This is a genomic window from Veillonellales bacterium, from assembly GCA_039680175.1.
Taxonomy (GTDB): Bacteria; Bacillota; Negativicutes; order JAAYSF01; family JAAYSF01; genus JBDKTO01.
The window spans coordinates 18,234-41,069 of record JBDKTO010000025.1 but is presented as its reverse complement, the minus strand read 5'-3'; the positions used below and the strand labels follow the sequence as shown (position 1 = coordinate 41,069).

The 22,836-nt window shown below is 46.4% G+C and carries 22 protein-coding genes; 5 read left to right on the top strand and 17 right to left on the bottom strand.

Features of this window, described 5'->3' with window-relative positions; genetic code table 11:
• Nucleotides 1–83 precede the first annotated feature (83 nt).
• Both ABFC84_03950 and ABFC84_03945 read right to left on the bottom strand, forming a co-directional pair.
• Nucleotides 84–896 (bottom strand): amidohydrolase family protein, encoded by an 813-nt coding sequence (locus ABFC84_03950; protein MEN6411906.1) that lies wholly within the window; start codon nucleotides 894–896, stop codon nucleotides 84–86.
• 6 nt (nucleotides 897–902) lie between these two features.
• Complete coding sequence (locus ABFC84_03945; GenBank protein MEN6411905.1) at nucleotides 903–2,237, bottom strand: MATE family efflux transporter; 1,335 nt, start codon at nucleotides 2,235–2,237, stop codon at nucleotides 903–905.
• A gap of 270 nt (nucleotides 2,238–2,507) precedes the next feature.
• On the opposite strand from ABFC84_03945, the gene ABFC84_03940 reads away from it, so the two are divergent.
• Entirely contained in the window at nucleotides 2,508–2,954 is a 447-nt protein-coding gene (locus ABFC84_03940; GenBank protein ID MEN6411904.1) for a hypothetical protein, read from the top strand.
• 81 nt (nucleotides 2,955–3,035) lie between these two features.
• Here ABFC84_03940 and ABFC84_03935 read toward each other — a convergent pair whose 3' ends face one another.
• The 3 genes from ABFC84_03935 to dcuS all read right to left on the bottom strand — a co-directional run bounded on the left by ABFC84_03935 (nucleotide 3,036) and on the right by dcuS (nucleotide 6,867).
• A complete protein-coding gene (locus ABFC84_03935; protein ID MEN6411903.1) occupies nucleotides 3,036–4,382 on the bottom strand; it encodes an anaerobic C4-dicarboxylate transporter in 1,347 nt (448 codons plus the stop codon).
• A gap of 194 nt (nucleotides 4,383–4,576) precedes the next feature.
• Nucleotides 4,577–5,275 (bottom strand): response regulator, encoded by a 699-nt coding sequence (locus tag ABFC84_03930; GenBank protein MEN6411902.1) that lies wholly within the window; start codon nucleotides 5,273–5,275, stop codon nucleotides 4,577–4,579.
• The gene (gene dcuS / locus ABFC84_03925; GenBank protein MEN6411901.1) at nucleotides 5,272–6,867 is read right to left on the bottom strand and encodes a DcuS/MalK family sensor histidine kinase; all 1,596 of its coding nucleotides are present in this window, start codon (nucleotides 6,865–6,867) and stop codon (nucleotides 5,272–5,274) included. The genes ABFC84_03930 and dcuS overlap by 4 nt, the downstream gene beginning before the upstream one ends.
• A gap of 231 nt (nucleotides 6,868–7,098) precedes the next feature.
• Here dcuS and ABFC84_03920 point away from each other — a divergent pair, with 231 nt between their 5' ends.
• Nucleotides 7,099–7,788: a heparan-alpha-glucosaminide N-acetyltransferase gene (locus ABFC84_03920; protein ID MEN6411900.1), complete on the top strand. Its 690-nt coding sequence runs from the start codon at nucleotides 7,099–7,101 to the stop codon at nucleotides 7,786–7,788.
• Between the two features lie 39 nt (nucleotides 7,789–7,827).
• Entirely contained in the window at nucleotides 7,828–8,559 is a 732-nt protein-coding gene (locus ABFC84_03915) for an MBL fold metallo-hydrolase (GenBank protein MEN6411899.1), read from the top strand.
• 80 nt (nucleotides 8,560–8,639) lie between these two features.
• Here the strand turns inward: ABFC84_03915 and ABFC84_03910 are convergent, their stop codons facing one another.
• Nucleotides 8,640–9,005 (bottom strand): VOC family protein, encoded by a 366-nt coding sequence (locus ABFC84_03910; protein MEN6411898.1) that lies wholly within the window; start codon nucleotides 9,003–9,005, stop codon nucleotides 8,640–8,642.
• Between the two features lie 19 nt (nucleotides 9,006–9,024).
• Nucleotides 9,025–10,194: an NAD(P)/FAD-dependent oxidoreductase gene (locus ABFC84_03905; protein MEN6411897.1), complete on the bottom strand. Its 1,170-nt coding sequence runs from the start codon at nucleotides 10,192–10,194 to the stop codon at nucleotides 9,025–9,027.
• A gap of 299 nt (nucleotides 10,195–10,493) precedes the next feature.
• Here ABFC84_03905 and ABFC84_03900 point away from each other — a divergent pair, with 299 nt between their 5' ends.
• Nucleotides 10,494–10,781 carry a hypothetical protein gene (locus ABFC84_03900; protein ID MEN6411896.1) on the top strand — a complete coding sequence of 96 codons (288 nt, stop codon included), beginning with the start codon at nucleotides 10,494–10,496 and terminating at the stop codon, nucleotides 10,779–10,781.
• Here the strand turns inward: ABFC84_03900 and ABFC84_03895 are convergent.
• The 4 genes from ABFC84_03895 to ABFC84_03880 all read right to left on the bottom strand — a co-directional run bounded on the left by ABFC84_03895 (nucleotide 10,778) and on the right by ABFC84_03880 (nucleotide 15,895).
• Nucleotides 10,778–11,938 carry an aminotransferase class I/II-fold pyridoxal phosphate-dependent enzyme gene (locus tag ABFC84_03895; GenBank protein MEN6411895.1) on the bottom strand — a complete coding sequence of 387 codons (1,161 nt, stop codon included), beginning with the start codon at nucleotides 11,936–11,938 and terminating at the stop codon, nucleotides 10,778–10,780. The two genes, ABFC84_03900 and ABFC84_03895, sit on opposite strands and share 4 nt — an antisense overlap.
• A 54-nt stretch (nucleotides 11,939–11,992) precedes the next feature.
• Nucleotides 11,993–13,525 (bottom strand): sensor domain-containing diguanylate cyclase, encoded by a 1,533-nt coding sequence (locus ABFC84_03890; protein ID MEN6411894.1) that lies wholly within the window; start codon nucleotides 13,523–13,525, stop codon nucleotides 11,993–11,995.
• A 47-nt stretch (nucleotides 13,526–13,572) separates the two neighbouring features.
• The gene (locus ABFC84_03885) at nucleotides 13,573–14,739 is read right to left on the bottom strand and encodes an amidohydrolase (protein MEN6411893.1); all 1,167 of its coding nucleotides are present in this window, start codon (nucleotides 14,737–14,739) and stop codon (nucleotides 13,573–13,575) included.
• Between the two features lie 67 nt (nucleotides 14,740–14,806).
• Nucleotides 14,807–15,895 (bottom strand): Gfo/Idh/MocA family oxidoreductase, encoded by a 1,089-nt coding sequence (locus ABFC84_03880; GenBank protein ID MEN6411892.1) that lies wholly within the window; start codon nucleotides 15,893–15,895, stop codon nucleotides 14,807–14,809.
• 253 nt (nucleotides 15,896–16,148) lie between these two features.
• On the opposite strand from ABFC84_03880, the gene ygiD reads away from it, so the two are divergent.
• Complete coding sequence (gene ygiD / locus ABFC84_03875; protein ID MEN6411891.1) at nucleotides 16,149–16,940, top strand: 4,5-DOPA dioxygenase extradiol; 792 nt, start codon at nucleotides 16,149–16,151, stop codon at nucleotides 16,938–16,940.
• Between the two features lie 11 nt (nucleotides 16,941–16,951).
• Here ygiD and ABFC84_03870 read toward each other — a convergent pair whose 3' ends face one another.
• From ABFC84_03870 to ABFC84_03845, 6 genes are all read right to left on the bottom strand, one after another.
• Nucleotides 16,952–17,713, bottom strand: a complete 762-nt coding sequence (locus ABFC84_03870; protein ID MEN6411890.1) for a tRNA threonylcarbamoyladenosine dehydratase — start codon at nucleotides 17,711–17,713, stop codon at nucleotides 16,952–16,954.
• Between the two features lie 44 nt (nucleotides 17,714–17,757).
• On the bottom strand, nucleotides 17,758–19,401 hold the full coding sequence (locus ABFC84_03865; protein MEN6411889.1) for a polysaccharide biosynthesis protein: 1,644 nt from the start codon (nucleotides 19,399–19,401) through the stop codon (nucleotides 17,758–17,760).
• Nucleotides 19,402–19,709: 308 nt separating this feature from the next.
• Nucleotides 19,710–20,660 carry a bile acid:sodium symporter family protein gene (locus tag ABFC84_03860; GenBank protein ID MEN6411888.1) on the bottom strand — a complete coding sequence of 317 codons (951 nt, stop codon included), beginning with the start codon at nucleotides 20,658–20,660 and terminating at the stop codon, nucleotides 19,710–19,712.
• 330 nt (nucleotides 20,661–20,990) lie between these two features.
• Complete coding sequence (locus tag ABFC84_03855) at nucleotides 20,991–22,121, bottom strand: sodium ion-translocating decarboxylase subunit beta (protein ID MEN6411887.1); 1,131 nt, start codon at nucleotides 22,119–22,121, stop codon at nucleotides 20,991–20,993.
• A 41-nt stretch (nucleotides 22,122–22,162) separates the two neighbouring features.
• Nucleotides 22,163–22,309: a hypothetical protein gene (locus ABFC84_03850; GenBank protein MEN6411886.1), complete on the bottom strand. Its 147-nt coding sequence runs from the start codon at nucleotides 22,307–22,309 to the stop codon at nucleotides 22,163–22,165.
• A 6-nt stretch (nucleotides 22,310–22,315) separates the two neighbouring features.
• Nucleotides 22,316–22,753: a hypothetical protein gene (locus ABFC84_03845; GenBank protein MEN6411885.1), complete on the bottom strand. Its 438-nt coding sequence runs from the start codon at nucleotides 22,751–22,753 to the stop codon at nucleotides 22,316–22,318.
• Nucleotides 22,754–22,836 lie beyond the last annotated feature (83 nt).

Here is a 22,836-nt window from a genome sequence, read left to right as displayed (position 1 = left end):
TTTGTGGATAATATATTTATTATATAATCTAATTAAAACTAACCATGACTAATTATCAGGGCAGGAAAAGCCGTCATCTTGTCTCAAAGCCCCAGAGCATAAATCCTGTTGGCATTGTCAAAAAACACTTTTTCATAATACCGTGATGGGATAATCTGTTCGACAAACTCAATATAATTGGACAGATTAGCCAAGGGCCAGTCCGTCCCATAGAGCAGGCGATCATACTTGTCCAGATATTCCAGCCATAATTTTATAAATTGAATATACCCCTGCTTTCTTTTAAAAAAATTAGGCATGCTGTCAATCCGGCCTTCCAAAATTCCCGAAAGGTCGGCAGCCACATTTTCATTTTTCTCAATGACTGCGACAGCATCTACAAGCCATGGATTGCCAATATGACACATAACAAATTGAACATGAGGATAACGTACTTCGGCCTCATCCAAAATCATCGGATGACTGTATTTCAACAAGGCATCGCTAGTGGCTGTTAAGCCGGTATGAACGGCTACTGGTTTTTTATACTGCATTGCCAGTTGATAAACGGGGTCAAAGATCGAATCATAAATATAAACACGATTGTAGCCCGGATATAGTTTAATGCCCACACAATTTTCCCTTTGCAAATGTTTCTCGACCAAATACGCTTGTTGCACTACCTCTGCCGCATTGAAGCAGGTGCTGTCCAGCCCGATACAATAACTAAGATAGTCAGGATAATCGTGTTCGCTTAACTGCAGACTCCGGTTACCCATGACCACACCGTGAACAATTTTATGCGCCGCATATTGCCCTTTCAAATGCGCACTGGTATTTTTATGACCCGCCAATTCCGCAATCCGGTCAAAGTAAGGCTCCTGGCAAAAGTGGATGTGAGCATCAATTATTTTCATCTAAAATTACCCCAATCTTCTTATATCCCAAAATAAACATACACCGGTAAGAAGCGCCGACACAAAATCCGATACGGGTCCGGCTGCCCAAATCCCCATTAAGCCAAAATAATGAGATAGAATAAACACCAGCGGTATCAGAACAATCACTTGCCGCAATAGGTTGAAAATAATAGAATAATAGGCTTTGCCAATCGCTTGAAAATAATTAGCGCCAATAATTTGAAATCCGATAATCGGCAGCATCACCAGAAATATTCTCAAGCCGGGAGTCCCCATTGCGATGAGCTGCGGGCCGTCATTGAACACTTGAATAATTTGTTCAGCAAATAGCTCTACCCCTAAAAAACCGACCAAGCAGATAATGGTAGATACTGACAAGGCCTTATTTAATGCCGCTATAACGCGTTTGTATTGCCTGGCTCCATAATTATAACCGATAATCGGCTGTGCTCCCTGGCTAATACCGGATACCGGCATCATAACCAGCATTAAAACCCGATTGATGATACCAAATGCCGCTACAGCTGTCGTCCCGCCAAACTCCATGATCCGGAGATTCAGCACAACCATTACTGCACTTGCACCTACCTGCATTAAAAAAGGGGCCACGCCAATTTCGAAGATTTCTTTTACAACATCCAAATGGATAGCCAGATTTTTCTTTCTAAAATGCAACAATCCCGGTCCTTTGGTAAAATAGGCTACCACCCATATCGCAGCCACTGCCTGGGCGGAAATCGTGGCAATTGCTGCACCCTTTATGCCTAAGTCAAAGACAAAAATCAACACATAATTAAGGACGACATTAATGACTGCCGCTATCAACTGAGTCGCCAAAGCAGTTTTGGGATCTCCCTGAGCCCGGATCACATTATTTAAACCAAAACCCACATGCAAAAATACACTGCCGCCTAGTATAATTGCGGTAAAATCCCGAGCGTAGGGTAAAACCTCCGGTGTGACCCCTAAAACATGAATCAGCAAAGGATCTAAATACCAAAGAGTTACTCCCGTAGTCGTCAGCACAAAAACAAGCATCATGGTCAGTGCGTTGCCCAGAATCATTTCAGCCCGTTCCTGCCTTTTCTCTCCCAAACAAATAGAAACCAAGGTCGCTGCCCCTATGCCAACAAGCATTCCCACCGCCATGAGTATGGTCATAATGGGGAAAGCAATTGTAACCGCAGTTAACGCTACCTCGCCAACGCCCCGGCCGACAAAAATACTATCAACAACATTGTACAATGCGCTTACGACCATACCGGCAACAGCCGGCACAGAAAACTTCCATAATAAAGCTGATATTTTTTCTTCCTCTAAAAATTTTGTATTGTCCACAATTTCTCCCTAATTATTACTTATAGCAATTACAAGTATATCAAGTAATGATCCGTTGTTCAACGGATTCATTTTTTGCATTTATCCATATATGCAAAAAAGCACCAGCCTGAACCGGTACTTTCTGTACGATTTCTTCAAATATGATAAACCGATCTTTTATGTTCTGCCAGCAGCGTCTTGTTACAACATCAGGCTGTTAGCAAAGCGAACAATGAGGTATGAATAATTGCCAAGTTCCTCATACTATCAGTATGAGGAGGCAAAAGCATGAACAATCAACTGATCCGAATTCTTACTGTCATCCTGCTGCTAAGCAGCAGTTTTTCCCTGAGTGGATGTGCCAACATAAATCCCATCGATCCCCAAGCTCCCTATTCAGGCACTCCAACCAAGGATACACCCAGCGGGACTCAAGACTATATTGTCACGTACAACTACAGTGACAGCGGACCTGTTGAACTTTCCGCCAATAATATTGTTATCAAAACCGGACAAAAATTAGTGATTCAGCCTGCGTCCGGGTTTAGCGGCAATACCCGTTTTACCTCAGCCGGAGAAAATTTTTGGGGCGATATTATGCAGCAGCAGGGCGGCACAGCAGCGGCCGGTACCGCAATATTTGTAGCAATAAAGCCTGGCAAAGGCAAGCTGAGCATCATTCCCAATACAAACGAAACAGACAGAGCAGTAGATCTCTGGGCAACTGTACAATAATAACCGTTTTCGCAAAACAAGGACAGGTGCCGTTCACCTGTCCTTGTTTTGCTACCATTACGTCTTCTTCGATTAATCCTATTACCAAAAAATTCTGACTAGCAGAAACCCGGTAAAACAGCCTGTAATTACGCCAATAAAGCCGGGTATGATAAAGCTGTGATTGATGATGAATTTACCGATGATAGTTGTACCGGAGCGGTCAAAACCGATACAGGCCAGATCACTGGGATACGTCGGCAGAACAAAATAACCGTAAGCCGCCGGGAAAAAAGCCACCATCATCTTCGGGTCCATGCCCAGACTAATCCCCATCGGTGCAATGGCAGCAACGGCAGCAGCCTGACTGTTGACCAGTTTGGAAACCAAGAATAGCACAATGGCATACGTCCATGGCTGGCTGATAACTACTCCCGCCAAGGATTCCTTTAATAAGGCGAAATGGGCATGGAAAAAGGAATCTGCCATCCAGGCCACGCCAAACACTGAAACAATCGCCACCATACCGGCCTTAAATACAGGGCCATTCGAAATTTCCCGTGTATTAACCTTGCAAGTCATTAAAATAACCGCACCGGCAATGAGCATCAGCATCTGAATCACAAGATTCATCGACAAAGGCTTCATCTTGCCCGGAGCTCCAAAGGAAGGAAGCAAATGGGGAAAGGCGCCGAACAGTACTACTCCCAGAATTGCGGCAAAGAAAATCCATGTTGCCCAGTACGATTCCTTCGGAAATACCTTTTCCATTAGAGATTCTGAACCGCCATAAATATACTCTTTTTGCGCCGGATCTTTAAGCTTTGCCTGAAATTCTTCATCTTTATCCAGATCCTTGCCCCGGCGCATACTCCACAGAGCGGCTACTACCACTCCGGCAAATGTCGCCGGAATTGAAATCGACAGCAGCTGCAAAATACCGATGGCATGACCTATGCCATGAGCCTGCCCCAGGATGGAGACCATCGACACCACCGAAACCGATACGGGCGATGCGCCAATCCCCATTTGCGATGCCACGGAAGCAACCGCCATAGGACGTTCCGGACGAATATTTTTCTTAATCGCAATATCGTAAATAATCGGAAACATAGTATAAACCACATGACCGGTGCCGCACAGAAAAGTCAGCCCCCAAGTGGTTATGGGAGCCAAAATCGTAATGTAGTCAGGATGACGGCGCAGCAGCCGCTCCGCGAAGCGCATCATAACATTCAGTCCGCCGGCGGTTTGCAGCACCGAAGCACAACTGATTACCGCCAGAATGGTCAGCATAACATCAATTGGCGGCTGACCGGGCTGTACGCCAAAAATAAACGTCAGAATAAAGAGACCGATACCGCTGATTAATCCAAGCCCCATACCGCCATACCGGGTACCGAGAAGCAGGCATCCCAACACCACCATGATTTGTAAAGCAATAATCATAATACCTTATATTCCCCTCTCTTAAATATGAATTTATTGGTATCTACCACACTTTATTTATTATAAAGTTAACTGAATATACAAAAAAGAATAAATAAATTGATTCAATATTTTTTAATTAAAAAAAGTATAAAAGCCCGCGGCGCGGGCTTTTAATATACCTTCACATATATGATCCGACTAGCAGACCGTTCTTATTCCATAAACCCAGGCTGAACTGTCTGTTTCGTGCAGCGATATTTGGATATTGGCCTGCCAACCGCCCCATAATTAATGGTAACATTCAATAAATCCACAGCTTCCAGATATTTTAAATATTTACGTATTGATACTTGGGAAATTCCCACAAGGCCGGCCATCATTTCCGCCGTAAACTCTCCCTGCGCGGCCGTAATATGACGCCAGACTTTTTGTAGCGTATGCCTGTCAAGCCCTTTAGGCAATTCGCTTTTTTCGATTCGGCTCTGATTGAAAACTTGTTCATCCAGCCCTGTCTGGCAAAGATTCTCCTGATTTTTTATAAAATCAGTCCGTTGTTTAAAGGCCAGCAAGGCCGCTTGAAACCGTTCAAATTCAAAGGGCTTAATCAGATAATCGACAGCTCCCTGACGCAAAGCCGCCTGCACCGATTGCTTGTCTCTGGCCGCAGTTACCAAAATAACATCGACCCCATACTGCTGGCGGCGAATCGCCGCCAGCAGGTCAAGTCCATTCATCCCTGACATGAATACATCCAGCAAAACCAAATCCACCTGGTTATCCTGCAAATAGGCCAATGCCTCCTCGCCATTGCTGACCATCTCCGCCAAAGAAAAGCCTTCCACTTTCTCAAGATACCGGCGATTCAATTCGGCCACCATCGGATCGTCTTCCACAATAAGGACACTGATCATCCCGCTTCACCCGCACTTTCATAAGGCACAGAAACCTGAAATACTGTTTCTTTCTCCAGTCGTTTATATTCAATCCGGCCGTTCAACCGTTCTAAGCTTAATTTGACTAAATGCAAACCAAATCCACGCCCGTCCGCTTTATCCGAAACTCCCATCTCAAACATCTTTCCAGCTATTGCCGGAGCAATACCGGAGCCGGTATCCTTTACTTTAATGGACAGCCAGCCGGCTTCATAGTCAATGGACAAACAGACTTCCTTTAGCGGCATATTTGCCACTGCATCAAGAGCATTTTCCACTAAATTTCCAATAATGGTTACCAATTCATGAGTGACTTCTTCCTGCTGAGTGGCAGGCAAAAAACTGTCCGGAGACAGTTCCATCCGGATATGTTTCTCTCTGGCCAAGCTCAGCTTGCTTAAAATGAATCCGGCCAGCACCGGATTGCGAATCCGGCGTCCCACATCGGTCACTTCCGCCTGATATTCAGAAGAAATCCGGTGAATATAGGAAGCCAGCAAATCATAATTTTCTAATTGAACCATCCCTAAAATTACGTGAAGCTGATTCATAAATTCATGGGCCTGGGAACGCAATGCATCTACGTAATCCTGAACCCCGGTAAGTTCCTCGGCCAGCCGCTTCAATTCCGTTTTGTCCCGAAAAGTCGTAATCGCACCGACAACTGTGCCATTTACCAATAGTGGCATCCGGTTAGCCAATACTGAAACTCCGAAAAAATCCTGCTCACAGTCAAATTCCATCTTTCCGGCAGCAATTACTTCCAGCAAGCGTGTATTCGGCACAAACTCATTCACCGGCCGGCCCAAAGGATCGGCACTCACGCCGCTTAACCGAAGCATCCGCTTCCCTTCTTCATTCAGCAAAGTAATGATGCCGTTACGGTCAACAGCGATGATCGCTTCCCGTACCGACTGCAGCATCGCACTGCGTTCTTCCAGCTGCTTGGCTATGACCTCCGGCTCCAGTCCAAATAAAGTTTTCTTAATATCTCTTGCCAGCAGCAATGCGCCAAAAATTCCGATTAACATTCCAACTAGCATCGCAACTAACAAAATCATCTGAGCCTGTTTCACCGCATCTTTTACATAATCCATAAGAATTCCCACCAAAACCACTCCGATCTGATGGCCGTCAGGCCCATAGACCGGGGTAAAAGCCCGCAGTGAATAACCCAATGTCCCCGTTGCCTCTGACAAGTATTCCCTGCCTGCCATTGCTTCCATTTCATCGCCGCCCACCAGATGGCGACCCACCATACTGGGCGTGGGATGGGATTTTCGCACGCCGTCCATATCTAAGACCACAATGAACTTAACATTGGTCAGCGTCTTATTTTCATTGGCATATTGCTGTATCTCGCTGCCGGTGCGCTCGCCGAGCAGTCCTTCGATGACCACAGGCGACCGGGCCATCATCCGGGCAACACTCATGGCCTGACGACCAATGCTGTCCTTTACCTCGGTATCAATACTGCGTGAAATGAGCAAACTGGTTACGATTAATACCACAGCAACCACGCCGCAAACCAGGCAGATAATTTTTGTCTGCATTTTTAATTTTAGCTTCAATTCGCAGCCGCCTCTCGTTCGCTTTCATTGTCTTCAGCCATTACACTCTTTTGTAATTTCAACACAGTAAATTCTTTTCCCTGCGAATTGATCATTTACAGTGTAAAACAGCCTTATTTTTATTATCTCTCTTGCGGCAGCATTGAATTTGGCGGTATTCTGTTAAAGTAATATCTTTAAAATCAGAGGCGGCTTGATGCGCAGCAAAAGCAGGGAGAGGATCGCACACTCATGAAACCACATCACCGAATCTGGGAAATTGATTTTGCCAGAGGACTGGCCATTCTTTTAATGATTCTATTCCATCTGATTGTTGACTTAAAAGACTTTTATGGCTTTCCCCTTGAATATTTATCCGGTTTTTGGTACTTTGAAGGAAAGCTGTCGGCAATCCTGTTTATATTTCTTGCCGGTATAAGTTGTGTACTTAGCAAAAGAACGCTTTCCCATGGGCTAAAAATTTTTTCCTGGGGTATGGTGCTGACCATAATCACTTATTATTATAACCCCTATACTTTTATCCGCTTTGGCATTCTGCATCTGATCGGCAGCAGCATCCTGTCCTATAAGCTTCTGAACGGTTTATCTTCAGCGAATTTATTGGTATCAAGCCTGATTGTGCTGTTCGCGGGAAATAAAATTTCCGCTATTGGTATTTCAACCGGCTGCCTACTGCCCTTGGGCTTGACTCCGCCTGGATTTCAAGCAATGGACTATTATCCGCTGCTGCCCTGGTATGGGGTATTTTTGCTCGGCGTTGTTACCGGCAGGAGATTCTATGCGAATCGAAGCAGCCTGCTGCCATTTTTCTTACATCCAGCCATTATTACTGTTCCTGGCCGGTATTCACTGTTGATCTACCTGATCCATCAGCCCCTGCTGCTGACAATTCTCTACTGCTGCCATTGGGTATTGTCCTGATTCTCCTACCTAGCAAACAAATACAGAGAGGTGACTTTCATGGAAAACAGCAAAGCAAAAATTACCTATTTATTTCATAGCGGTTATGCCGTTGAAACAAAACAGCATTTTCTCATATTTGATTACTATCAGCCCGTTACCGGTAAAAATCCTTCAATCCGCAACGGAATCATAACCACCGATATGCTTCGAAACAAATCCCATATTTGTGTTTTTGTTTCTCACTGTCATGCCGACCACTTTGATCCGGTGATTTGGCGCTGGGGAAAAAGCAATTCTTCCATAAGCTACATACTCAGCAGCGACATTTCTATCCCCCCCGGCCAGCCAGCCTGCCACTCCCTGTCTGCGTATGAAGAACTGAAAGTCGACTCTCTTTCCATCAAAACTTTCGGTTCCACCGATCAAGGAATATCCTTTCTGGTACAAGCGGACGGATTATCCATTTTTCATGCCGGTGATCTGAACTGGTGGCACTGGAAAGGGGAAAGCAAAGAAGAACAATCGTATGCCGAAGCAATATTCAAAGCCGAAATGGAGAAACTGTCCGGCCACTCCATTGATATCGCCTTCTTCCCCGTAGACCGGCGGCTGGAAGAATTTTATTCCGGCGGCGCCGAATATTTCGCTGAAAAAATGCAGCCTAAAATTCTTTTCCCCATGCATTTCGGCAAAGACTTGGGAGCTACGAAAGCGTTCGCGCAAAAAACCGCAGCTCTTCCTTTCAGTACCGTTGAAATTACCCACAAAGGCCAGGAATTTTTCTTTTGAAGCATAACAAAAGAGCTTATCGCCGCAGATGTCTATGCGGCGATAAGCTCTCTTACTATCAATGATTAAACGGTGCCGGCTCACCGATGTTCCGGTATAATTTCCAGCCAGTAGCCATCCGGATCGGCTATGAAATAAATCCCCATCGCCTTGTTCTCATAACAGATCCAGTTCTTTTGCTTATGGAACTGATACGCTTTAGCGAAATCATCTACCGTAAATGCCAAGTGAAATTCATTATCTCCCAGATTATAGGGCTGCGTCCGGTCCTTGAGCCAGGTTAATTCCAGTTTATGGGGAGTTTTCCCATCGCCCAGAAAAACTAACGTAAATTCCGGTTTTTCCATTCTCCGTGTTTCCACCAATTGCAGCGCCTCGTTATAAAAGGCCAGGCTTTTTTCGAGATTCAACACATTCAGGTTATTGTGGGCGAACTTAAATTCCATGTTTTTTCTCCTCTTTTCATCAAAAATTACCGAACCCATTACAGTTGTTCATTTTCGGCTGAATTAAATCAGCAACCATAGCGGCAATACTAAAGCAGCAGGTCATTCCCGGCGATTCAATTCCCAATAAATTAACGATTCCCGCCAGTCCTCGTTCCGTTTCATGGCAAATCACGAAATCACGGGGCGGACTGCCGCAGGGAACCAGCAGCCGGGGACGTAAGCCTGCCATATCAGCCTGAAGATCAGCCGCTGCCAAAAAAGGCAGGTAGGGCTTTACTACGGATAAAAACTGAGCGGCATTGGCCGGATTTACATTATAATTGGTGAATCCGGCCGGAGCATAATGTGCATCCGGCCCCAGGCGCAGCCGCCCGTCCATCGCCTTAATAACCGGAATTCCACTGCCTTTCAACTCCCGGATGGCGACCGGAAAAACAAGATGCGACACCCAGCCGGCTTTTTCATTGTGAACAGCGAAATATTCCCCTTTACAACGATAAATCCGATATCCGGCCTGATCCACGTCGATGCCCTGCATAGCTGCAATCTTATCCGACAAAAGTCCGGCTGAATTGATCAAACAGCGGCAGCGAATGCTCTCCTCTCCTCCATCCGGGCCGTGAAAATAAACATTATAAGCCGACTCTATGGGAACAATCCGGCTTACTTGCTGATGATAAGCAAACATTACGCCACCTTGCCGATCATTCTGTTCCAACCTAGCCATCAGTTTGTGCGAATCGATAATTCCGCTTGACGGTGAAAACAGTGCGGCCTCGGCATGAATATGAGGCTCAAGGGCCTGAATATCTGCAGAATCCAGTCGGATAACATCCCGAATCCCATTAGCATAAGCCTGCTGCTGCAGCCCGGCCAACGCCGCCAAATCTTGCTTATCTCTGGCAATAATCAATTTACCGAGACGTTGATAAGGAACCTGCCACTGTTGGCAAAAATCATATAGCAGCCGGCTGCCTGTCACGCACAGCCGGGCTTTTAAGCTGCCGGCAGCATAGTATACGCCCGAATGAATGACTTCGCTGGTACGGCTTGACAGCCCCTGACCAAATTTCTCCTCTTGCTCTGCTACCAAAATACTTTTGTCCGGCCATCTTTTGGCCAATTCACCGGCAACAGCCAAACCAATCACGCCTGCGCCGATAACAATACTGTCCACCGAATCCACAAAATCACCTCCTGCAGCCTTTTCCCACATAATTTCTCTCCGCGTTCTTTCTTCGCGCCTTCGCGGTTCAAAATCCCGTACCCCTCTCTGCACTCTTTGTGGTTAAAAGTCCCCGTATTCCCGATGATTACTTTTTATTCACTCACTTACCGGCTCTCTCTGCACTTTGTCTTTCCAATAAGCATATTATGTAATAAAAATATTTTGATTATAGAAGAGGAGGTATAACGGAATGCCATATCCCGATGAAGCTTACCGCCGGTGGGAAGCCCCTGAAATAAACGACTGGGAAGAAGATTTTGATTATAGAGACGATCTCAACACTCGTAATGATCGCTGCCTGCCGCTGGGAGCAGTGCTTATTGCGGCAACAGGTGCATATTTATGTCACCCCCGCCACTGGTGTTATCCCCGCACTGGCTGCTACCCTACTAATTGCTCACCTTATATTGCCTGCTCGCCTACTTATATTTGTTATCCCAGACGATAATTTTCCAATTCCTCTGATATCAAATGAGCAGACCGTTTTCATCAGCGGCCTGCTTATGCAATTTACTGCATTTATATCACTATTAAAATATTTTTAAAGCCACCGCTCAATTCGCTTCACCGTTTCTGCCAATCTGTCTTCCGGCTGCACCAGAGCAATCCGGACGAAGCCTTCGCCATATTCGCCAAAAGCATTGCCGGGAATAACCGCCACTCCGGTATGATTCAATAGGTCAACGGTGAAATCGAAGGAATTTTGTTTTGTCGGAACTTTGGCCCAAATATACATGGAAGCTTTAGGACGCTCTACCTTCCAGCCCATACGATTAAAACCGTCAACAATGATGTCACGGCGGCGCTGGTAAGCGGCGGCTGTTTGTCGCACACAATCCTGCGGCCCTTTCAACGCAGCGATGGCGGCCATTTGCAATGGAGCAAAGATGCCATAATCAAAATTTGATTTTAGCCGTCCCAGCAGAGACACCGCCTGAGAATTGCCCACAACATAACCTACCCGGCAGCCGCACATATTATAGGTTTTGGACAAAGAATTAAATTCAATGCCAATCTCCCTGGCACCGGGAATACTTAAGAAACTGTCAGGACGGTAATTATCAAAAACCAATTCACTATAGGCGAAATCCTGACAAACCAAAAATTCATACCGCTGAGCCAGATCCACTACCTGGGTAAAGAATTCCCGCGTAGCGGTAGCTGCCAACGGATTATTGGGGTAATTCAAGATCATCAGCTTCGTCCGCCTCAGCACCTTATCGTCGATAGCCTCTAAGTCGGGGAGATAATGATTTTCCGGTAGAAGCGGCATCCGGTAAAGCTGTGCACCGGCTATAACAGGGCCGGCGCTGAATATAGGATAGCCGGGGTCAGGAATCAACACCACATCGCCGGGATTTACCATACACAGCCCGATATGAGCCAATCCTTCCTGTGAGCCGATTAAGGAATGAACTTCCGTTTCGGAATCCAGTACCACGCCAAATTTCTCCCGGTACCAATCGGCAATTGCCGTCAACAATTCCGGTTTCCCTTTTGATAACGTGTAGCCGTAATTGTCAAGACCGTCTGCCGCTTTCTTCAAGGCAGCAATAATATGGGGCGCCGGATGCATATCCGGACTGCCGATAGACAATTGAATCACATCCTGCCCGGCAGCGGCCGCCTTTTTCTGTAAATCTGCGACCTGAGAAAAAACTGCTGATGACAAACCTTGCATACGTTCAGCCTGTTGAAACATAATGAACTCCTCCGATTATTGATTTTTAATTGAAAAGGTTTCATTGCAAAGCATTTACCCAGTACTGGCAAACATAGTCAGATTGCGGCCTAATTGTTTGGCCTGATACAATCCCTGATCGGCGACCTGCACAAATGTTTCCACACTTGTAACGCTGCCATTATAAGTTGCCACACCTATACTTACAGTGATATGAATTTGCTGGTCCCCCGCTAAGAACGGCCAGCCGGCTATCTGCTCCCGCAGCAGTTCGGCAATAGCTACTGCGTTCTCGCGATCACTATCCGGCAGAATCACGGCAAATTCCTCTCCGCCATAGCGGGCTATAATATCATTGCGGCGAAACCGCTGCTTCATCAGCACCGCCATTTGGCGAAGAATTTGATCGCCGACCGGATGGCCGTAATGATCATTGACTTGTTTAAACAAATCAATATCCAGCATTAATAAACTTAGCGGGCGGGAAGAATGCTTAGCCTGCTGAAATTCTCTGTCCAGCACAAAGTCAAACAACCGGCGGTTAGCCACTCCGGTCAGAGTATCCGTAAGTCCGATTTTTTGCAGATTGTGTGTATACAGCATTTTCCGGTTAATCGCTGTCGAAACATGATTCAGCACTCTTGTAAAAAAGCGTTCCAGCCCTGCCATGTCAAGTTCCGAATGGGGCGGCTGCCAATAAAAAATGAGGATTCCGCGAACTGCCCTCTGCCAAATTATCGGAACCATATACAGCAGCTTTCTATGTTCAGAATTACTTTTCCCTACTGTCTGCTTTACAATTACTTGTTTTCGTTCCGTATAATAATCATCGGCAAACCGTTGCAAAAGCTCGGCAGTAAAAACCGCTCGTAAGTTGTCGATATCGCCGACAGAAAACCCCCTGACCAAAACCTCCTGCAGCAGCAAAGCACCCGCCTGTATCTTCGTTTCAAAAGCGGCAATTCCATCTACAGCTAGGAATGATGTCACCGACTCCCACATTTTATAAAGCAGTCTGCTAACTGACGCTTGTTCCAGTTTTAGCACCTCATGCAAAAAATCATTTTCAGCCGTTAGATACCGGCACTCCTGCTCAAGCCGACATTTAGCAAGAACCATCGCCGCCTGATAAGCAAACAGCGATAAAATTTTTTCGTCCTGCTCAGAAAAATGATCGGCGTCTTTAGCATATGCTTCCATAACACCAATAACTTTTTCCGTCTCATCCATTAAGGGAATCCCTACGAGAGACAGAAGTCCCAGCCTGGCAACTTCGGGACGAAGCCGATAATTATGAGTAGATAAGTCGGCAATGTTAACCGACTGTTTCGCCGTATAACAATCTCCCATAAATTTCTGGCTCAGGGGTACTTCGCCCGGAACAATGGTACTGTGCCAGGCTGCCGCTTTAAATATTTCTTCTGACGCATCATAACGGCTGATAAATAAGTGATCACAGGCAATAACCGAACAGGCTTGCCGAACAATTTCCTGCAGCGCTTCACTGGATTTCAGCTTAGCGATGTTACTGTCATTCAAACCGTCAAGCAAAATTTCCAATTTGACTTGGTGCTGCTCCGCTTGTTCTATTGCGGTTTCTTCTTCCATCTTTTACACCGCCCCTCCCCGCCAAATAATTCGACCTATTGATTCTTTCATTTTAGTAACTTCAACGCCGTTCGCGCCATAATTTCAACGCCGCCAGCCAAAACGGTTTCATCAATATCAAAACGGGGATGGTGGTGAGGATACACAATACCTTTGTCCTCATTTCCCGCTCCCAGCAGCATAAAAGCTCCCGGAACCTTTTCAAGATAACAGGAAAAATCCTCGCCAATCATTACCGGCGCTACTTCTTTTACCCCGCTTTCGCCTAAAACCTCACGCCCGGTCTGGGCGATAACAGCAGCAACTTCCGGCTGATTCACCACCGCGGGAACACCGTAAAACGGCTCTAACAGATAACTGGCGCCAGCCGTTTCACAGACCCCCTTGCAAACAGCATCAATTCGTTCAAAAATTACATCGCGAACTTGGGAAGAAAAGGCGCGAACCGTTCCCTCCAGCTTTGCTGCCGCCGAAATAATATTAAAAGCATTGCCTGCCTGAAACATTCCTACTGATAGTACAGCCGGTTCCAGCGGATCAACATGATTGCCCACAATCGATCTGAGTCCCACGACAATCTGAGCGCCTGCCGCTAACGCATCAATTGTTTGCTGCGGCATAGACCCGTGACCGCCTTTACCCTGCACTGTAATCGTAAATTTGCTGGGACTGGCCATTAACCGCCCATAAGCAATGCCAAGCTTTCCCGCCGGCAATGGCTGCCAAAGATGAGTCCCGATAATAGCCGCCACTCCCGCCAAGGCCCCTTCGTCAATCATAGTCCCCGCACCGTCAGGGAAACATTCTTCCCGGGGCTGAAACAAAAAGCGAATTGTTCCGGGCATATCCCGGCCCAATTCTGTCAGCGCCTTGGCCACCCCAAGCAGCATAGCCGTGTGCCCATCATGGCCGCAGGCATGACAAACCCCGGTGTAAATAGATCGATAGGGCTGCTCAGCCTCATCCGCAATCGGCAGCGCATCTATATCAGCCCGAATTGCTATTGTCTTACCCGGCCGTGTACCCTGAAATTCGGCAATAACCCCAGTCCCGGCAGCAGCGCGCGGCTCTAGCCCCATTGCTCTCAGCTCGGATATAATTCTTGCCTGAGTCTTTACCTCCTGACCGCCGAGTTCCGGATTCTGGCGAAAGTACCGGCGTAAATCAATGACATAGGCTTCATTTGCTTTAATAATATCCTTCAGTGTTCTCACTCTGGTTATCCTCCTGATTTTTAACGGCAGCATTCACGCCAAAACGGCCTGTTTATACTATTTTATCTTATTGGGGAAATTTCTGCTCTCCGGCAGCGGCTTTTACCAAATTATTCATAAATAAACTATCCTGCAGCGGCAATTCTACCGGTCTTTTGTGAAAAGCAGAGTCGTACATCGCCAAAACCAGTTCCAGTGACTTTCTTCCTTCCCTGCCATCCACCTGGGGTGCCCGGGACTGCAAAAAGGCGGCCACGATTTCTGTCAACTGCTGTCGGTGCAAATCACAAGGAACAACAGGCCCTCCCACCGGTTCTTCCGCAACTTGTTGCGGCCCGGTGATCACCCTCCCATCCCGACATTTCACAAACCGCAATTCGTCATTTTCGATTACCAGACTGCCTTGTGTTCCGTAAATATCAATACGGGCTGCCAGCCCGGGATAGGCATTAGCAGTAGCTTCCAATACCCCTAATGCTCCGTTGGCAAACTGAAAATGGGCGACTGCCTGGTCTTCCACTTCAATCCCGCTATGAGCGTATGTACCGCAGCGGGCGGACAGATTTTTAACCTGCCCTGCCAGATACTGCAGCATGTCCACATAATGAATGGCCTGATTCATTAATACCCCGCCGCCGTCCATTTTCCATGTCCCCCGCCAAGCTCCACTATCATAATACTCCTGGCTGCGATACCATTTTACATAACAGCCGCCAAAACAAAGCTTGCCGATAATTCCATCAGCAAGAAGCTGCTTTGCCTGCATAATCCCGGAAGCATAACGCCGCTGAAAAATCACGCCCAACTCCACACCGCACTCCCGGCAAGTTCGAATCACCTCATCAGCCTTCTCCAGCGTGATCTCCAAAGGCTTCTCCATGACCACATGTTTGCCTGCCCGGGCTGCTGCTATTGCGATATCGCCGTGTAACCCGCTGGGTGTACAAATAGTAACCGCATCAATATCTTTTCTACTCAGCAAAGCTTGAACATCAGGGGAATAATCAAAGCCCCATTTTTCGGCAAACTGCTTTGCTTTTTCCTCCGACCGGCTTGCTGCTCCGATCAATTCTGCCTGGGGAATGGCTCGAATCGCTTGAACATGAGTGGCTGCTATGGATCCGCAGCCAATAATACCAAAACGGATTTTTCTCACCTTCTATCGCCACCCTATCCAATTACTCAATAAAATTTTCCAGCCATGTAACGAAATGATATACATCCATAATATATTAGTTCCCCTTTTTTTTAAAGTAAAATATGTCAAATTCTCTGCTTCAGCTCAATCCACCATTCCACCGCAGTAAGTTAGAATAGCAAATTTTCTATAAATTCAATTTTTTAAGAGGATTTCCGCTATTAAAATTGAAGAAATAAATATCTACCAACCATAAACAGGGGGTAATGCTATGCAACAAACCATGCCTGCCTTATTCATCGGCCATGGATCACCGTTTAATGCCATTACACAAAATTCTTTTACCGAAAGCTTAAAAGCGCTGTCCGGCAAGATCCCCAAGCCGGAAGCCATTCTGGTCATTTCAGCTCACTGGCTGACTACCGGTACACATGTAGGTTGCAACCAGCACCCTAAGACATTATATGATTTTTTTGGTTTTCCCCGTAAGCTCTATCAACTTACTTATTCCTGCCCCGGAAGTCCCAAATACGCCCAATTGATTAAAGATATCGTCCAGTCCGCCTCTGTAGCCTGTGACAACCATTGGGGGCTGGATCATGCTGCCTGGGCAGTTTTGCTGCATATCTATCCCGCTGCCGATATTCCTGTCCTGGAAATGAGCCTGGACTGCTCCAAGTCACCGGAATATCACTATCAGCTGGGAGCCGAATTGCTCAGGCTGAGACAGCAGGGAGTACTGATTATCGGCAGCGGCAATATCGTTCACAACCTGCGCCTGGCAAATTCAGCGGATATTGACGCCAAACCATTCCCCTGGGCCAAAGAATTTGATTCTGCCGTAAAAAATTGTCTGCTGAACGCCCGGCATAAAGCACTGATTGAATATAAAAAACTTTGCGACCATGCGGACTTAGCCGTGCCGACAAACGAACATTATCTCCCTCTATTATATACCATCGCCCTGCAGCAGCCGGAAGACCGGATATCCTTTATCTTCGAAGGCATACAGAATGCTTCGGTGTCCATGCGCAGCTTTATGCTGAGCCGGCAACTGCTCTAAGGCAAAAAACTCTATACCCGCTCAAAGATAATATCCTTTACTACTTCGCCGGCAATGATTAACCCTGCTACCGATGGTACAAAAGCAACACTGCCGGGAATTTGGTGACGAACGGTACATTTGCGGGTCGTTCCCTGGGGGCAGATGCAGCCTGCAGCACAACTGGATTGCTCTGTCTCCACGGGGAGTATCGGCTCTTCTTTGGAGTACACCACTTTGAGCGAAGTTACTCCGCGTTTTCGCAGCTGCTGACGCATAACTTTTGCCAACGGACAAACGGATGTGCTGAAAATGTCCGTCACCTCAAACTGAGTAGGATCCAGCTTATTGCCGGCTCCCATGCAGCTGATAACAGGAATATTGCGTTCCTTGGCTTTGATAACTAAATCAAGCTTGCCGGTTACCGTGTCAATCGCATCGACAATATAGCTGTAATCATCATGAATGAGACGCTCCCCATTCTCCGGCAAATAAAATTCCTGATAGGCAGTTACTTCTGCCTGCGGATTAATCTCGAGGACCCTGTCGCGCATAGCTTCTACCTTCGGTTTCCCCACTGTTTTTGTCGTAGCATGAATCTGCCGGTTAATATTGGTGAGACAAATGCAATCATCATCCACCAAAACAAACTTACCTACACCGGAACGCACCAGTCCTTCTACCACAAACGTTCCGACACCGCCGATGCCGAATACCGCAACTTTACTGTCGGCCAGTTTTTTTAACGCTTCCGCACCAATCAATAATTCGGTACGGGAAAATCTATGCAGCATATGTCCACCCTTTTTCCAATGCATTTTATTTTCATAATACAAACTTACTTCTTCCCGGAGCGAAATAAGCCTACTCCTTTTACCATGTTGTTCAATCTTTCGCCGATAAATGGCATGCGCTCAATATCCCGTTCATTAAGCCCGCCAATGACTACTAATATGACAAAATAGACAAGTCCGCCGGCTGCCGCTGCTGCCAATGCCGCCCCGGCATTGCTGGAAAATTCCGCCCAGATGAAATCATAGGTGAAGGAAATCACCAGCGCCATACCCCCTGCCGCCAATGCGGTCTTACCTATTTCTTTCAGATCAATGCTGTAGCCTACCTCCCGATATACAAACACCATATTCAACGCTGCCGCAATGCCGAAGTCAGCTACTGTCGCCCAAGCCGCCCCTTTAATACCGAGCGCGGGAATGGCTGTTAAAAACCAGTTTAAAGCCACCTTGATCACGGCGGAAATTCCCATATTGACAACCGGGATTGCCGTATGTCCCAGTCCCTGCAGCACACCGGTAGTGACCTGATGAAGCCCCAGTAAAAAAATGCCTGCCGCCAAAACGCTGACTGGGCCGCCGGCACTGGGCGCATTATAAATAAGCGATGAAATCGGTGTCGCCAGTAAATAGATGAGTACACTGCCCGGAAAACTGACCAGAGCCGTAATCCGCATCGCGGAAGCTGTCCGCTGATAAACCTGCCGCCGGTTGCCAAGAGCCTTCGCTTCGGAAATCGCCGGCACCAAGCTCGTCGCTAACGAGGCGGTTAACAAGGTAGCCAGATTCACCAACGGAACCGCCATCCCCGTTAAATAGCCAAACTGTTCGGTTGCCTGGGCAACCGTATGACCGGCAGCTTCCAGCCGGGTGGGTACGACAAACAAATCCAGATTTGCCACAACCGGCAGCATAATACTGGTCAGCGAAACCGGCAATGCCAGCTTTACGATCCTGCTAATTAGAGCCATTGCCGGTTCCTTGACCTGATTTTCACCGCTAAAGTCCAATCGGCTGTTCATTTTTTTCTTAAGCCGCCAATAATAATACAGCAGCACCGCCAAACCGGCTATTGCCCCCGGAGCAGCGCCCAAGCTGGCCCCGGCTGCCGCATACGCCAGCCCTCTGGGCAGCAGTAAGTTGGCAAAAAACAGCATAGCAATGACCCGAACCAGCTGTTCCAGAATCTGGGATATAGCAGTAGGCGTCATTTCCTGCCACCCCTGGAGATAGCCACGGAAGCTGGAAAGCAATGTTACAAAAAAGATAGCCGGAGCAAGAACGACGATTGCATAATAAGCCCGGGGATCGCGAATGACATGGTATTCAATCAGCCAGCCGGCCCCCAGATAAGTAAGCAGACTGAAGAACAAACCGGTAGTAATCAAAATGCCCAGCGATATGGCAAAAACCCGCTTTGCCCCCTGATAGTCCTTAAGGGCTAACTTCTCGGCGGTAATAATGGAAATGGCTACCGGAATGCCTGCCGAAGACACGCTTAATGCCAATAAATAGATTGGAAAGGCCATCTGATATAAACCAATTCCTTCACCGCTTAAAACCCGGGATAAAAAAATCCAGTTTAACGCACCGATTATTTTTACAATAAACCCGGCAACGGTTAATACCAGTGTTCCCTTTAAGAAAGTCGTGCCGCCTTCCACTGCTTTCCGCTTCCATATATTGCTCACACTTGTACCCTGCTTTCAACGTCTAATAAATAATACTATCCTATGGTTGGCTTGACTGTACAACTACATAATACTATGTCATTCATATTAAAACCTTCTCCCGCCTCTATTTTCCCTTATTTTGCTGGATTTTATCATATTTTTGGCACGTGACGGTAACCTGGCAGCAGTGAAAGATTCCTGCCGCGTTAGTTTTAGCCCAATAGCGGTCTTACCTGTGGTACAACAAAAATACTGCATTCTGAATGTACCAGATATACAGTATTTCTATGGCATTAAAAACATTTTTATAAAATTTTACTATACTCTTATTCCTCGGCAATCAGGGAATCCTTATCTTTTTTACTGCTCCAATAACCGGCCAGCATTGAGCCGGTTAAGTTATGCCATACACTGAAGATTGCCCCGGGTACTGCGGCAATGGGATCCAGATGTGCCAAAGCCAAAGCAACCGCCAGCCCGGAATTTTCCATGCCGATTTCGAAACAAATCGCTCTTGCCTTATGGTTGCTCATTCCCGCTGCCCGGGAAGCACCATAGCCCAGCCCTAACCCAATGGCGTTATGCAGCGCAACTGCCGCAAAAGCAATTATCGCAACAGTAGCCAGTTTGGAGGCACTTAAAGCGATAACAATAGCAATTACGCCTACGATACAGACTACGGAAATCACCGGTACAAGCTTCATAATTTTATCAACGAAGGCGGAAAGGAATGTACGCAAGCCAAGGCCAACAGCAACTGGCAGAAGAACAATTTTCAGAATATCAATCAACAGAGCTTCCGCTTTAATCGGAATCAAAGTACCTGCCAGCAGAAGAAAAATATAAGGTGTGAGAATCGGAGCCAGCACCGTATTAAAGCTGGATACAGTAACCGATAACGCAGTATCGCCTTTTGCTAAAAACGTCATGACATTGGATGCGGTCCCGCTGGGGCAGCAGCCGACTAGAATCAAACCGGCCGCCAAAGCAGGCGGCAATCCCAGCAGCTTTGCCACGCCAAAACCGACAAAAGGCATAATCAGATAACGGAGAAAGATACCATAGCATACATCTTTGGGACGAATAAGCACAAGTTTAAAATCAGCAAGTGTCATCGTGAGTCCCATCCCCAGCATAATGAGTCCCAGTCCGTAAGGAATAAACTGAGCCCACGGCTTGAGAGGTTCGGGATTGAAAAAGGCAAAGGCTGAAAAAACAATTACCCACAATGGGAACAAATTAGTGATAGCTTTACTTATTTTTTCCAGTGTCTCCATAATTACCTCCGGTTCTTATAATGACTGCAATATTCAATAGACTTGACCACTAATGCCTATACTTGATTAACATGAGAAGTAATTCTGCAGTCTCTTTTAAATCCCTTTATCGACTTCAAATATTTATAATATATGTCGTGCAGAATGAAGCAAAAAACCGCAGCCGGAAGCTGCGGTTTTTTGCTTCATTTTATAACATGGATTTATTTATTTTCTTTCTTTTTCATCGCCTGCGGAGTTCGTTGTTTACGACTTGCATAAAAGTAATATCCCAGCGAAACAGCCAAAGCGATTACAAAGGCAGTTACGTTCATTTCACGCCCCCCGTTATTATTTAACACCTAACAAGGCCAGCATGATCCCGCCGGAAATAGCCGTGCCAAATACCCCGGCCAGGTTTGGCCCCATAGCATGCATAATTAAAAAATTATAGGGATTTTCCTGCAAACCTACAATATGGGATACCCTGGCAGCAATAGGCACAGAAGCAATCCCGGCCGAACCAATTAAAGGATTAATTTTGCCGCCGCTAATCTTATTCATAATCTTGGCACCCACAACACCGGAACCAGTGCCGAAGACAAAAGCGATGAGACCTAAAAGAATAATCTCCAAGGTTTTAATATTGAGAAATTGATCGGCATTCATGGTTGAACCAATAGCTACTGTCAGTACAATCGTAACAATATTCATCAAATCATTCGCCGCTGTATCGGCCAGACGATCAACCAACAAACATTCTCGCAGCAGATTACCTAACATCAACATCGTAATGAGCGGCGCAACCGGCGGTAAAAACAGATTTACAATAACAGCAATCACAATCGGAAAAACAATTTTTTCCAGTCGGGATACATATCGCGGCTGTTCCATCATAATAACCCGTTCCTTTTTAGTTGTCAGCAGCCGCATAACCGGCGGTTGAATCAACGGCATCAGGGCCATGTAAGAATAAGCGGCTACTGATATTTGGGGCAGCAAATGAGGTGCCAGTTTCATAGTAACATAAATTGCCATAGGCCCGTCAGCGCCGCCGATAATGCCGATGGCACCAGCTTCAGCCAATGTAAACCCGATTAATTTCGCCCCAATCAACGCCACAAAAATTCCCAGATGGGCCGCTGCACCCAGGATAACCAAGCTGGGATTGGCAATCATTGGGCCGAAATCAGTCATCGCTCCCACACCTAAAAAAATCAGCGGTGGAATAATCAACAGCTCGACTCCCCGGTAAGCGTAATAAAATAAACCACCGGGCTGCGTCAGATCAGACCCTGGAACATTGGCTACAATACAAGCAAATCCGATACCGATAAGCAAAAACGGTTCATATTTTTTAGCAATCGCTAAATAAATCAGTATGCCTCCAATTCCAATCATAACTACATTACCCCACCACATTTGGGCCAAACCGGTTTGCTCCGGCAGAGCCACCATAAGCGAGGCTATCTGCTCATACATATTTTTATTCTCCCCCCACTGCATTCATCCTGATTGATTCACTATTTATCTTCTTTGACTTCTCCCAGATGATTCAGATAAGGAAACAGATACAACACCAACCCGATTCCCGCTATAAATACGAAGCTAAGAATAAAATCAATAATGCTTAATGCTGCGGCCCCCTCCAGCGTATCCGGTATCGTCATCCTTGCTCACCTTCTTTCTTGTAGGTTTCTCTGAACTAAAAACTTCGTGCGTTCCTTTGCTCTTTTCAACAATGCATCCCGATTGACCACCGTCCGCTCATGCCGACCGTGGCCAATTTCCCCCATTTCATCCCATGCCAGAATATCCAGCACTATGTGATGTCCGTCAATTTCAGAAATGGTTGTTTTTACACTGATAGTCATTCCCAGACTGGTTGGCGCGGTATGCGAAAATTGTACAGAATAACCGATGCTGATATAGCCATCAGGTAAATATTTATCAATGGTCTCTACAGCAGCATTAATAACCATGGCAACACAAGCCGGTGTAGCCAGCAATTCATTTAGAACATTCGTGTAATTCCCCGCCGTATCCGACTTTTGCACAATTTTACGCATGACCGCATTCTGTCCAACTGCTAATACCTTTGTCAAATCCATCATGTAATACCTCCCGCATTTAATCGAATAAATTTTTGAAATTAATATATAGTAGTATTTATCATAAAGCCGCATTTTACCTGCAA

Excerpts from the sequence above, each read along its gene's own strand:
- ABFC84_03950 (MEN6411906.1), bottom strand. The coding sequence starts at position 896 with ATGAAAATAATTGATGCTCACATCCACTTTTGCCAGGAGCCTTACTTT.
- ABFC84_03940 (MEN6411904.1), top strand. The coding sequence starts at position 2,508 with ATGAACAATCAACTGATCCGAATTCTTACTGTCATCCTGCTGCTAAGC.
- ABFC84_03935 (MEN6411903.1), bottom strand. The coding sequence starts at position 4,382 with ATGATTATTGCTTTACAAATCATGGTGGTGTTGGGATGCCTGCTTCTC.
- ABFC84_03930 (MEN6411902.1), bottom strand. The coding sequence starts at position 5,275 with ATGATCAGTGTCCTTATTGTGGAAGACGATCCGATGGTGGCCGAATTG.
- ABFC84_03920 (MEN6411900.1), top strand. The coding sequence starts at position 7,099 with ATGAAACCACATCACCGAATCTGGGAAATTGATTTTGCCAGAGGACTG.
- ABFC84_03915 (MEN6411899.1), top strand. The coding sequence starts at position 7,828 with ATGGAAAACAGCAAAGCAAAAATTACCTATTTATTTCATAGCGGTTAT.
- ABFC84_03910 (MEN6411898.1), bottom strand. The coding sequence starts at position 9,005 with ATGGAATTTAAGTTCGCCCACAATAACCTGAATGTGTTGAATCTCGAA.
- ABFC84_03895 (MEN6411895.1), bottom strand. The coding sequence starts at position 11,938 with ATGTTTCAACAGGCTGAACGTATGCAAGGTTTGTCATCAGCAGTTTTT.
- ABFC84_03890 (MEN6411894.1), bottom strand. The coding sequence starts at position 13,525 with ATGGAAGAAGAAACCGCAATAGAACAAGCGGAGCAGCACCAAGTCAAA.
- ygiD (MEN6411891.1), top strand. The coding sequence starts at position 16,149 with ATGCAACAAACCATGCCTGCCTTATTCATCGGCCATGGATCACCGTTT.
- ABFC84_03870 (MEN6411890.1), bottom strand. The coding sequence starts at position 17,713 with ATGCTGCATAGATTTTCCCGTACCGAATTATTGATTGGTGCGGAAGCG.
- ABFC84_03860 (MEN6411888.1), bottom strand. The coding sequence starts at position 20,660 with ATGGAGACACTGGAAAAAATAAGTAAAGCTATCACTAATTTGTTCCCA.
- ABFC84_03855 (MEN6411887.1), bottom strand. The coding sequence starts at position 22,121 with ATGTATGAGCAGATAGCCTCGCTTATGGTGGCTCTGCCGGAGCAAACC.
- ABFC84_03850 (MEN6411886.1), bottom strand. The coding sequence starts at position 22,309 with ATGACGATACCGGATACGCTGGAGGGGGCCGCAGCATTAAGCATTATT.
- ABFC84_03845 (MEN6411885.1), bottom strand. The coding sequence starts at position 22,753 with ATGATGGATTTGACAAAGGTATTAGCAGTTGGACAGAATGCGGTCATG.